The sequence below is a fragment of the Paraburkholderia franconis genome, from assembly GCF_009362735.1.
Lineage (GTDB): Bacteria > Pseudomonadota > Gammaproteobacteria > Burkholderiales > Burkholderiaceae > Paraburkholderia > Paraburkholderia franconis.
This window is the reverse complement of the sequence record NZ_WHNP01000003.1, coordinates 338990-350818: the sequence shown is the minus strand read 5'-3', so window position 1 is coordinate 350818 and position 11829 is coordinate 338990. Positions and strand designations below refer to the sequence as shown.

At 66.3% G+C, this 11829-nt stretch carries 12 protein-coding genes; 8 read left to right on the top strand and 4 right to left on the bottom strand.

What is annotated here, in order from left to right:
* A partial coding sequence (locus GCT13_RS05040) for an alpha/beta hydrolase (protein ID WP_152755634.1) occupies positions 1-749 on the top strand: 749 nt, incomplete at its 5' end.
* 31 nt (positions 750-780) lie between these two features.
* Here GCT13_RS05040 and GCT13_RS05035 read toward each other — a convergent pair.
* From GCT13_RS05035 to GCT13_RS05025, 3 genes are all read right to left on the bottom strand, one after another.
* The gene (locus GCT13_RS05035; RefSeq protein ID WP_193727577.1) at positions 781-2049 is read right to left on the bottom strand and encodes an MFS transporter; all 1269 of its coding nucleotides are present in this window, start codon (positions 2047-2049) and stop codon (positions 781-783) included.
* A gap of 132 nt (positions 2050-2181) precedes the next feature.
* Positions 2182-3612: an aminotransferase-like domain-containing protein gene (locus GCT13_RS05030; protein ID WP_152755633.1), complete on the bottom strand. Its 1431-nt coding sequence runs from the start codon at positions 3610-3612 to the stop codon at positions 2182-2184.
* 34 nt (positions 3613-3646) lie between these two features.
* Positions 3647-3826, bottom strand: a complete 180-nt coding sequence (locus tag GCT13_RS05025) for a hypothetical protein (RefSeq protein WP_152755632.1) — start codon at positions 3824-3826, stop codon at positions 3647-3649.
* Between the two features lie 35 nt (positions 3827-3861).
* On the opposite strand from GCT13_RS05025, the gene GCT13_RS05020 reads away from it, so the two are divergent.
* The 6 genes from GCT13_RS05020 to GCT13_RS04995 all read left to right on the top strand — a co-directional run bounded on the left by GCT13_RS05020 (position 3862) and on the right by GCT13_RS04995 (position 9255).
* Complete coding sequence (locus tag GCT13_RS05020; RefSeq protein ID WP_152755631.1) at positions 3862-5025, top strand: mandelate racemase/muconate lactonizing enzyme family protein; 1164 nt, start codon at positions 3862-3864, stop codon at positions 5023-5025.
* An 84-nt stretch (positions 5026-5109) separates the two neighbouring features.
* Positions 5110-6150: an ABC transporter substrate-binding protein gene (locus GCT13_RS05015; protein ID WP_152755630.1), complete on the top strand. Its 1041-nt coding sequence runs from the start codon at positions 5110-5112 to the stop codon at positions 6148-6150.
* A gap of 41 nt (positions 6151-6191) precedes the next feature.
* On the top strand, positions 6192-7181 hold the full coding sequence (locus GCT13_RS05010; protein WP_152755629.1) for an ABC transporter permease: 990 nt from the start codon (positions 6192-6194) through the stop codon (positions 7179-7181).
* 14 nt (positions 7182-7195) lie between these two features.
* Positions 7196-8023, top strand: a complete 828-nt coding sequence (locus tag GCT13_RS05005) for a quaternary amine ABC transporter ATP-binding protein (protein WP_152755628.1) — start codon at positions 7196-7198, stop codon at positions 8021-8023.
* Between the two features lie 172 nt (positions 8024-8195).
* Positions 8196-8900: a pseudouridine synthase gene (locus GCT13_RS05000; protein ID WP_152755627.1), complete on the top strand. Its 705-nt coding sequence runs from the start codon at positions 8196-8198 to the stop codon at positions 8898-8900.
* A 166-nt stretch (positions 8901-9066) separates the two neighbouring features.
* Entirely contained in the window at positions 9067-9255 is a 189-nt protein-coding gene (locus GCT13_RS04995; RefSeq protein ID WP_152755626.1) for a hypothetical protein, read from the top strand.
* 72 nt (positions 9256-9327) lie between these two features.
* Here GCT13_RS04995 and GCT13_RS04990 read toward each other — a convergent pair whose 3' ends face one another.
* Positions 9328-10362 (bottom strand): NAD-binding protein, encoded by a 1035-nt coding sequence (locus tag GCT13_RS04990; protein ID WP_152755625.1) that lies wholly within the window; start codon positions 10360-10362, stop codon positions 9328-9330.
* A 73-nt stretch (positions 10363-10435) separates the two neighbouring features.
* Between GCT13_RS04990 and GCT13_RS04985 the strand changes: the two genes are divergently transcribed.
* A complete protein-coding gene (locus GCT13_RS04985) occupies positions 10436-11467 on the top strand; it encodes a CDP-6-deoxy-delta-3,4-glucoseen reductase (protein WP_152755624.1) in 1032 nt (343 codons plus the stop codon).
* Positions 11468-11829: the final 362 nt, after the last annotated feature.

The following is an 11829-nucleotide window of genomic DNA, read 5'->3' as shown; positions in this document are numbered from 1 at the left end:
AGCACGATGTTCTGCACGGGGCCGCCGCCTATTCCGCGCCGCCGGGCGGCCCCGTGCAGAACATCGTGCTCGTGCACGGCGCGTTCGTCGACGGATCGAGCTGGAACGGCGTGATCGAGCGGCTGCAAAAGAAGGGCTACCGCGTCGCATCGGTGCAGATTCCGCTGACGTCGCTCGCCGACGATGTCGCCGCAACCCGACGCGTGCTCGCCCGGCTATCCGGGCCGACCGTGCTGGTCGGTCATTCGTGGGGCGGCGTCGTGATCACGGAGGCGGGTTCGGGACCGGACGCATCGAAGGTGGTCGGCCTCGTCTATGTGGCGGCGATCGCGCCCGACGTCGGCGAATCGACCGGCGATGTGCTCAAGCGCGGCCCTCAAATGCCCATCGGCTCGGCGATGACAAAGGACGCCACCGGCTTCCTGTGGCTCGACCCGGCGAAGTACCACAGCGATTTCGCCGCGGACGTGCCCGAAAACCTCACCCGCGTGCTCGTCGCCGCGCAGCAGCCGATTGCAGGCAAGGCATTCGAGGAGCGCGTGACGCAAGCCGCGTGGCGCTACAAGCCGTCGTGGTACATCGTGACGACGCGCGACCGCGCCGTATCGCCGGAAATCCAGCGCTGGATGGCCCACCGGATCGGCGCGACCATCGTCGAGACGCCGTCGAGCCACCTCGTATCCGTAGCGCACGCGGGCGCGACGGCCGATGCGATCGCCCGCGCGGCGAAGGAGTTCGGCAAGGAGTGACGGCTCGTGGAAAGCAGTCGTACGGCGCGGATCACGATGACAGCACGGCCACGCCGTCAGGAATCCGCGCGAGCCGCGCAACAGGCGACATCACGATGATCCACGCCTGCGCGACGAAGCCGAGCGCGGCCACGACGAGGCAGGCGTCCATCCCGAAGCGCGCGCTAACGGCCGCGCCCAGCAGCGCGCCGAGCGGCCGCGCGCCATACGTCGCCGTGCTGTTGAGCGCCGACACGCGGCCCATCATGTTCGCGGGCGTGATCGCCTGACGCAGCGTCGTCGAACCGACCGTCCACATGATCGGCCCCGCACCGAGCAAGAAGAAGCTCGCTGCCGCGAGCCAGAACGACGGCGCGGCAAGCGTCGCGACCATCGTCAGCGAAGCGGCCAGCCCGCAAAACGGCCCGATGATCAGCGTGCGCCCAAACGCCACCCGCCGCGCGACGGACGGCGCGGCCAGCGCGCCGCATACCATGCCGACGCCATACGCGCCGAGCGTCACGCCGATCGCCGACGCGCTCAGGCCGAGCCGATGCACCGCGTACGGCACGTACACCGCCTGCAACGTAAAGAAGCCAATGTTGAAGAACACGGCGGTTGCGAGCATCGGCCGCAGCAACTCGTCGCCGATTACGAAGCGCGCGCCTTCGCGCAACTCGGCCATGAAGTGACGCGCGGCGCCGACAGCGCGCGGCGGCTCGCGCAGACCCGCAAGCAACGCGGCCGCGAGCGCCGACAGCGCGGCCGCGCAGCCATACGCCCAGCCCGCGCCGATCCAGCCGACCAGCAGCCCGCCCAACGCCGGCCCCGCCGAATACGCGACGCTGCGCGCGAGCTCGATGCGTCCGTTCGCGGCGGGCAGCGCGTTGCGCGTGACGAGCGCGGGGACCAATGCGGGCGCGGCGACGCTATACGCCACCGTGCCCGTCGCGCCGAGAAAGCCGAGCACGGCGAGCAGCGGCAGCGTCAGTCCATGCGACAGCACGAGCAGCAGGACACACGCCATCGCCAGCGCGCGCACGCTCTCCGAGACGGCCATCAGCGTGCGGCGCGAGCGGCGGTCGGCAACCACGCCGAGGGGTATCGACAGCAACAGGAACGGCAGCGTCTGCGCCGTTTGCAGAAGCCCCGTATCGCGGGCCGTCGCGCCGAGCGTGAACACGGCGACGAGGGGCGCCGCGGCGAGACTGATCTGTTCGGCGGATTGCGCGATCAGGTTCGACCACGCGAGCTGATGGAACGACGCAGACAAGCTGACGCCAGCGATGGGCGAGCGAAAAAGGGGAAGGCGGGAACGCATCGGGGGGCTCCGTGACGCGATGACGAGAAGCCCATGGTCGCGATTTCGGCCTGTCCGTGCGCTCCGCTTCTTGCTGTGTGATTCCTTTCCAGCGATCCCGCGATTCGCCCGCGAGGAAAGCGCACAAGGCGCTCAAGGCGCATACGACGCCGCCATCCCGCTCTCGAGCCCATGCTCCAGCGTCGTGCGGATCGCCGAGAGTCCGCGGGCAAGAGAATCGAGCGACGCCGCGCCGCTCATGCAGATACGGATCGCATGCGGCGCGGCGTTGCGGCCGATCACGAAGCTGTCGGCCGTCTTGACGAGCACGCCCTCCTGGCGCAGCGCCGCCGCGAACTCCGCCGCGCGCCACGGCTCGGGCAGCGCGAGCCACAGATGCGAGCTGGTCGGCGCGTGCCGGTACGCGATGCCCGCGAGCGCGTCGTTGGCGATTGCGTGCTCCGCGTCGATCCGCGCGCGCTGCAAGCCGTTGAGCTGCTCCATTTCGCCGCTTTCGATCCAGCGCGACACAATCTCGGCCATCAGCGGCGCCGTCATCCAGCAGTCGCTGCGGATCACGGCGGCGACCTTCGAGCACCACGCGCTCGGCGCCTGCAGATAGCCGACGCGCAAACCCGGCGCGACCGATTTCGACAAGCCCGCGATCAGAAACGCCTGCTCCGGCATGCGCACCGACAGCGGCTCGGGCGGCGACTCCAGCAGCATCGCCGGGACGATGTCTTCGATCAGCAGCACGCCGTGCCGTTGCAGGATTTCCGCGACGGCGTCGCGGCGTGGCCCCGACATCGTCGCCGTCGTCGGATTGTGGATGGTCGGCACGCAGAAGATCGCGCGCGGATGCAGCGACTTGCACGCGAGCTCCAGCGCCGCGGGCACGAGCCCTTCCTGATCGATCTCGACGCCGACCAGATGCAGCCGCAATTGCCGCGCGAGCGCGATGATCCCCGGATAACTGACCACTTCGGCGAGCACCGTATCGCCCGGCCGCGTGACGGCGCGCAGCACCGACGCGAGCGCATGCTGCGCGCCCTGCGTGACGAGCACGCGCGCGGCGCTCGCCGGACTGCCCGCGCGCCCGAGCCACGCCGCGCCCGCAAGGCGATGGCGCATCGAGCCTGCTTCGGGCGCGTATTGAAGCAGTTCGGTCGCGAGGCGCTGGTCGGTGGCGATGTCGGCGAGCGCCGCGCACAGCGCGGCCGCCTCGTCCGTCGATTGCGGCACGTTCTGGCCGAGATCGATCAGCGGCGGCGCGCCGTTCGCGCCCGCGCGCTGCGCCGCATGACCGTTGCCCAAGGGCTGCAGTTCGCGGCCGCGCGCCTGCGCGACATACGTGCCGTCGCCGACGCGCGCATTCGCGAGCCCCTGGCGCTCCAGTTCCGCATAAGCACGGCTGATCGTGCCCGTCGTCACGTGCAGTTCGCTTGCGAGCGAGCGGTGTGGCGGCAACTTCTCGCCGGCGGGCAACTGCCCGTTCATGATGGCCTGCGCGAACGCGCGCGCAATGACCTGGTATTTCGGCTCGCTGCCCGCCTCGATTCTCGGCAGCCAGGCATTCATCGCCATGATGCGACGGTCTCCGTGAGTCTGTTGAGTTGTGTCATTCGGATGATACGCACCGCACATCCTGAAATTGAATGCGGTCATTTACTTCAATTGAAGCGATTGAGTTGCCCGCAATGGCTTCATAGCATGGCGTCATTCTTTGCCGTTCGATATGCATTGCATAGCGTTTTGCATGCGGCACTGCGGCATTCAGCATGGGATGGGTAGCTGCCAAGCATCCAGTTCCGTCGACACAGGAGGAGACGCCTGATGGATCGTGAAGCAAGCCAGGCCGCGCAGACGGCCCGGATCACCCGGATCGACGTGACGCATCATCAACTGGTGCTCGATCCGCCGTTCCCCGCGTCCTGGGATAGCCAGCCCCGCCGCAAATTTCCCGCGACGATCGTGCGCGTGCACGACGACGCGGGCCGTGTCGGCTTCGGTTCCGGCGACGCGATGTACGGCTTCGCGGACTATCAGCATCTCTTCATCGGCACGGATCCGCTCGATCTCGCGCGCCACAGCGCCGTGCTCGACAACATCGGCTTTCACGCCGGCCGCCCGTGGCCGCTCGATATCGCGCTGTGGGATCTCGCGGGGAAAATCCGTGGCGAGCCGTGCTGGCGGATGGCGGGCGGCCGCAGCAGGCGGATTCGTGCGTATGCGTCGAGCGGCGTGCATCGCCGTCCCGACGAGATGGCGCGACTGGCGCTGCATGTCGCGGAGCGTGGCTTTCCGGCGCTGAAGATCCGCTTCGGCCGCGCGCATCTGAAGGACGATTTCGCGGTGCTCGCCGCCGTGCGGGAAGCCGTCGGCGACCGGCTCGAACTGATGGTCGACTGCAACCAGGGCTGGCGCATGCCTTGGGACACCGCAGCGCCGTGGACTTTCGACGAGGCGCTCGCCGTCGCGCGCGAGCTGGAACAGCATCGCGTCTACTGGATGGAAGAACCGCTGCATCGCGGCGACTACGACGGCCACGCGCGGCTGCGTCAAGCGGTGTCACCAGCGCTGCGCATCGCCGGCGGCGAGATGACGCGCGAGCGCTACGAGTTCGATCAGTTGCTCGCGCGCGATTGCCTCGACGTGTTCCAGCCGGACGTCGCGTGCTCGCTCGGCATGGAAGGCCTGCGCAAGCTCGCGCAGGCCGTCGAGGCGCGCGGCAAGGTGTTCGCGCCGCACACGTGGGGCAACGGCGTCGGGCTCGCCGCGAACCTGCATCTGACGGCGGGCGCCGCGAGCGCGCCGTTCATCGAGTTCCCGTACGACCCGCCCGAATGGTCGATCGAGCGCCGCGACTTCATGCTGAGGAATCCCATCGATATCGACAGCGAAGGATGGATCACGCTATCCGACGCGCCGGGCCTCGGTCTGTCGATCGACGAGGACATCCTCGCCGCGACGCTCAGCGTGCGCAGCACCTACGGCTGACGCTACCGGCCCGCAGCAGCAACGCATCACCCGAAGGCGCTCCACGACAGCGCCCAAGTCCGAATCACATAAACGGAGACAACCATGCAGATCAAATCCCTGATGCGCGCCGCCACGGTTGCGCTTGCGGCCAGCGCGTTATGGCCGGCCGCCGCTCATGCCGGCAACTGGTGTTCGAGCGGCAAGCCCGTGCGGTTTGCGGGCGTCACGTGGGAAAGCGGCGCGTTCACGTCCGAAGTCTTGCGCTTCATCACCGAGAAGGGCTACGGCTGCAAGACGGACACGGTGCCCGGCAACACGGCCGCGACGGAAACGGCGCTGTCGCGCGACGATCTGCAGGTGTGGTCCGAGCAGTGGACGGGCCGCTCGGAAATCATCGCAAAGGCCGTCGCCGATGGCCACGTGAAGCTGCTCGGCGACACGCTGCCGGGCGGCACCAACGAAGGCTGGTTCGTGCCCGAGTATGTCGTGAAGGGCGACGCGAAGCGCAACATCAAGCCGCTCGCGCCGAACCTCGTTTCGGTGACGGACCTGCCGAAGTACAAGAACGTGTTCGAAGACGATGAAGAGCCTGGCAAGGGCCGCTTCCTGAACTGTCCGTCGGGCTGGGACTGCGAGCGCGTGAACCGGCGTCTCCTGAAGACGTTGAATCTCGACGACTCGTACACCGACTTCCGCCCCGGCACGGGCGCAGCGCTCGACGCCGCGATCGCGTCGGCCTACGAGCGCGGCAAGCCGATCCTCTTCTACTACTGGGAGCCCGCCGCGCTGATGGCGAAGTACCGCTTCGTCCAGCTGAAGATGCCGCCGTTCAGCCAGAAGTGCTGGGACACGCTGCGCGCGGACAACAGCGCGTCGCAATGCGCATCGTCGTATCTCGTGTCGCATCTGAAGGTCGGCGTGTCGACGCCGTTCTATCAGGCCGAGCCGCAACTGATGGACACGTACTCGAAAGTCAGCTTCCCGATGGACTTTCTCAACAAGACGATCCTCGACATGACGAGCAAGAAGATTGACGGCCCGACGATGGCGATGCAATTCCTGCGCGAGCATCCGGAGATGTGGAAGGCCTGGGTGCCGACCGACGTCGCGCAGAAAGTCCAGTCCGCGCTCGCCGGCGCCTGAGAGTCGCAGCGACGCGTCATGAAGCATCGGAGGGTTTCATCATGAACTCGATCTTCCTGCATCTGTCGATCGCCGACTGGGTGAACGATCATGTGCAGTCGTTCGTCGCCGCGTACGGCGACAGCTTTCACGACTTCAGCACGGCCGTCTTGCGCGACGTGCTGGTGCCGCTCGAAGGGGCGCTGCGCGCGACGCCGCCGTGGTCGATCCTCGTCGCCGTCGGGCTGCTCGCGATGAACGCGACACGGCGCATCGGCATCGCGGCCTTCTTCGTGCTGCTGCTGTATGTGATCGGCTGCTTCGGGCTGTGGGACAAGCTGATGCAAACCCTCGCGCTGATGCTCGTCGCGACCGTGCTGTCCGTCGTGCTCGGCATACCGCTCGGCATCTGGGCGTCGCGCAGTCCGTGGATGCGGCGCGCGCTGCTGCCCGTGCTCGACATCATGCAGACGCTTCCGAGCTTCGTGTATCTGATTCCCGTGTTGATGCTGTTCGGTCTCGGCAAGGTGCCCGCGATTCTCGCGACGATCATCTACGCACTGCCGCCGCTGATCCGTCTCACCGATCTCGGCATTCGCCATGTCGATGCCGACGTCGTCGAAGCGGCGCGCGCGTTCGGCACGACGCGCTGGCAATTGCTCGTCAACGTGCAGTTGCCGCTCGCGCGCCCGAGCATCATGGCGGGCATCAACCAGACGACGATGATGGCGCTGTCGATGGTCGTGATCGCGTCGATGATCGGCTCGCGCGGACTCGGCGAAGACGTGCTCGCGGGCATCCAGACGCTCGACATCGGCAAGGGCATGCAGGCGGGCATCGCGATCGTGATTCTCGCGATCGTCATCGACCGGATCAGCCAGGGCTACGGACAGGACCGGCGCACGCGGCGGCTCGTTGCGCAGCGGCGCAAGGCGAAGGCGGCTTCGCGCATTCCTTATCGAACGGCAGGCTCGCCGCGCGATGAGGCATCGGCGGCAGCGGGCAGCGAAAGCGCCGCGCAGAGCGGTCTCGAAACCCGCACGGCGGATTGACGGAGGGCACGGACATGTCATCGATCGAAGTCAAAAACGTGTACAAGCTCTTCGGCCCGGAAGCGGGACACCGGCGCGTGCTCGACCTGCTGAAGAGCGGGCGGACCAAGGCCGAAGTGCTCGCGCAAACGGGCTGCAATGTGGGACTCAACGACGTGAGCCTGCATATCGGCTCGGGCGAAATCTACGTGATCATGGGGCTGTCGGGCTCGGGCAAGTCGACGCTCGTGCGCCACTTCAACCGGCTGATCGAACCGACGTCGGGCGAAATCGTCATCGACGGTTCGGACGTCATCAAGCTCGATGCGCACGGCCTGCGCGAACTTCGCCGCTACAAGGTGAGCATGGTGTTCCAGAACTTCGGGCTGCTGCCGCATCAGACGGTGCTCGACAACACCGCCTACGCGCTGTGCACGCGCGGCGAGCGCAAGTCCGACGCGAACGAGAAGGCGCGCACGTGGCTCGGCAAGGTCGGCCTCGACGGTTATGGCGACCACTATCCGGACGAGCTGTCGGGCGGCATGCGTCAGCGCGTCGGACTGGCGCGCGCGCTCGCCGCCGACACCGACGTGCTGCTGATGGACGAAGCATTCTCCGCGCTCGATCCGCTGATCCGCACGGAAATGCAGGATCAGCTGCTGCAGTTGCAGGCGACGCTCAACAAGACCATTGTGTTCATCACACACGATCTGGACGAAGCGCTGCGCATCGGCAATCGCATCGCGATCCTGCGCGATGGCACGCTGGTGCAGGAAGGCACGCCGGACGAAATCCTCACGAAGCCAGCCGACGACTACGTCGCGCGTTTCGTCGAACGGCGGTCCGGCGCGCATCGAGCTTGATGCGAGCGGCGCCACTCGTGTGGAAGCGAGCGGCGCCACTCGTGTTGAAGCGAGCGGCGCGAGGCCGCGAAGGCGGCGGGTAGAATGCACGCGATGACGGCGTCCTTCGATGCTTAGGCGCGCCGTCATCGTCTGACGCATCGCGGCTTGCGGCCGCCCTCTGCCCGTTCCAATGAATCTCGAAAGCGTTCTCTTTTCCCAAGGTTTCGGCTCGCGCCGCCAGTGCCGCGCATTGATCGCGGACGGCCGCGTGTCGATCGGCGGCTCGACGATCGACAATCCGAACGCCGACGTCGCGACCGACGCGCTCACGTTCGAAGTCGACGGCACGCCGTGGCCGTATCGCGAGCGTGCGTACATCGTGCTCAACAAGCCTGCGGGTTATGAGTGCTCGCGCGATCCGCAGCATCATCTGAGTGTGTTCAACCTGCTGCCCGCGCAGTTCGCGACGCGCGGCGTCCAGTGCGTCGGCCGGCTCGATCAGGACACGACGGGGCTTCTGCTGCTGTCCGACGACGGCCAGTTCGTCCACGCGTACACGTCGCCGAAACGCAAGGTGCCGAAGGTCTATCTGGCGACGACCCGTCATCCCCTCGACGACGCGCAGCTCGCCGCGCTGCGCGAAGGCGTGCTGCTGCATGGCGAAGCAAAGCAGGTTGCGGCCGTCGCGGCGCATGCGCGCGGCGAACACGAACTCGAACTGACCGTGCTGGAAGGCAAGTACCATCAGGTCAAGCGAATGATCGCGGCGGCCGGCAATCGCGTGGAAGCGCTGCATCGAGAACGGATCGGCGGGCTCTCGCTGCCCGCTTCGCTTGCCGAAGGCGCGTGGCAATGGCTCGATGAAGCCGGCCTCGAATCGCTGCGTGTTGCGTAAGCGACGCGTTCCGCGCCCGCCTGCTCTAACGTACCCTGACACTGCGTTGGATTGCGAACAAAGCGGCGACAAAAGCTACTCCGAACGCTGCGACGCAGCATGCTTGCTACGAACGCCCGTCCTATACTCGTGCTAACAAACATTACAAAGCGGGCAAGGAGGCGCCATGGTCATCTACGGCAACCTGGCGATTTCGTATGGGATGGTCGCGATCGTCTTCTTCGCGATGCTGCTCGTCGGCGGCCTGCTGGCCGTCATGCACATGCGGCACAAGTACGAGCCCAATCTGATCGCAGCGCTGATCGGCGCAATCTGCTGCTTCCTGCTGCTGGAAGCGCTGCCTGCCCTCATCTGACGGCTTCGCAGTCTCACGAACGCGTTCGCTGCTCTTCGCGGCGTCGCTGCATGTAGCCGTGCGTGACCGCGTTCACGCGCGACGGGCTGCCGTGCGCAAGAAATCATCGACGCTCGGATAGCGCAGCTTCACGCGCAACTCTCGCTTAAGCCGATGGTTGATGAGGCGCCGCGATTCGCGCATGAACGACAGCATCATCGGTTCGAGTTGCCGCTCCGCTTCGTCGCGCGTGATGCGCGGCGCCCGCTCGACGCCGAACGCGTCCGCGACCTGATCGAAGTACTCGCCCATCTTCAGCGTCGTGTCGTCGGATGCGTGGATCACGCGCGATGGCAGGCCGCGCGTCGCCATGCGCAGCAGGATCGCGGCGAGGTCGTCGGCGTGGATGTGATTCGTGTAGACGTCGTCGGCATCGACGAGCGCGGGAGTGCGCCTCTCCAGCCGCGCAAGCGGCAGCCGGTTGCCCGCGTAGATACCCGGAATGCGCGCGATGCTCGCCGCAACCGCATGCCGCGCGGCTGCGCGCCGCAACTGCGTCTCCGCCGACACGCGGCGCTTCGCGCGCTCGTTCGCGGGCGCGACGGGACGCGTTTCGTCGAGCCACGCGCCGCCGCAATCGCCATAGACACCCGTCGTGCTCGCGTAGACGATGCGCGGACGCACGCCCGCGTAGTGTCCCGCCCTAAGGGCCGGGATATCCCCGTCGGGTACAATAACGGATGTTTTGCGAGCACGAATGCCTTGCTGCGCGGACCTGAGCCGCCCCGCCGCCCGTGCCTCGACATGGCGGGCATGCCCGATGCGCGGCGCGGTCAGCGTGGCGATCAGCGAGCGCGTGCGCATGTCGATGTCGCCCGTCTTTTGCGGCGGCGCGAGATGCAGCACGGTCGGCGCAAGGCCCGCGAGACGCCAGAGGCTCTTGCGCGCGTCGAGATCTCCGACGATCGGCGTCACGCCCGCCGCGCGCAGTTCGTCGCAGCGCTCGGCGTGATGCGTGAGCGCATAGAGGCGCGCGCGTCGTTGCAGTTGCCGCACGCAGCGCATGCCGACATCGCCACAACCGACGATCAGCACGCGCGGTCTGCGCAAGTTTCGTGTCGCTTTCATCGTGGACGCATTGTAGCCGCGATCCACGGTACGCACTGGTTACCGATCTCTGTACTCAAACCTTGAACGACCTATGGCATTTAACGTAACGCTCCGGCAAAGCGGCCGGCAGTTTCAGGTGGAACCCGATGAACCCGTGCTGACAGCCGCCCTTCGCCAGGGCATCGGCCTGCCGTACGGCTGCAAGAACGGCGCATGCGGCTCGTGCAAGGGCACGGTCGTCGGCGGCGAAATCGAACAGCGCGCGCATTCGTCGTCGGCGCTGTCGAACGACGAGAAGACGCGCGGCATGGCCCTCTTCTGCTGCGCCACGGCCTGCACCGACCTCGAGATCGACATCCGCGAAGTGACGGGCATCGGCGACGTGCAGATCAAGAAGCTGCCGTGCCGCGTGAATTCGATCGAGCGCAAGGCCGACGACGTCGTCGTGCTGAAGCTGCAACTGCCCGCGAACGAGCGCCTGCAATACATGGCCGGCCAGTACCTCGAGTTCATCCTGAAGGACGGCAAGCGCCGCAGCTACTCGATGGCGAACGCACCGCATACGGAAGGCCCGGTCGAGCTGCATATCCGCCACATGCCTGGTGGCGCGTTCACCGATCACGTGTTCAACACGATGAAGGAGCGCGACATCCTGCGCTTCGAAGCACCGCTCGGCACGTTCTTCCTGCGCGAAGAATCGGACAAGCCCATCATCCTGCTCGCATCGGGCACAGGCTTCGCGCCGCTGAAGGCGATCGTCGAGCATGCCGTCTTCAAGAACATCACGCGTCCGATGACACTGTACTGGGGCGCTCGCCGCAAGAAAGATCTGTACATGATGGATGTCGCCGAGCAATGGGCGCGCGAAGTGCCGAACTTCAGGTTCGTGCCCGTGCTCTCCGAACCGGACGCGGACGACGCATGGACGGGCCGCACTGGGTTCGTTCATCGCGCCGTCATCGAAGATCTGCCAGACTTGTCGGCATATCAGGTGTATGCGTGCGGCGCGCCTGTGATGGTCGAATCCGCGCAGCGCGATTTCACGCAGCATCATCGCCTGCCGGAAGACGAGTTCTACGCGGATTCGTTCACGAGCGCAGCCGATCTCGCGAACCCCGTCTGATCGTTGCGTCGTCATCCTGCATGAACGAATCGTCCGGCACGCGCAAATTGCTGGTTTACACGGGCGCCGGCATTGTCGTATTCTTTCGCGCATGAACCGCATCCTGTCCGAACTTCGACGTCGCCGCTCGCCGCTCCCATAGGGGCGCCGCTGGCTTCGTCACGGTTTGCGCGTATCAGCTTTGCACGACGCGCACGCAGTTCAAATCACGAAAGCCACGGCATGCCGTGGCTTTTTTGTTTTTCCGTCGCTGCTTTGACGTTCTGTCGATGACGTGCCGTTGAACACGTTGTTGAGCACGTGCACTCGTCGGCGTTTTCTTCCCGTTGCTGGGCCATTTTGTCCGAGGCGGTTTCTTATCC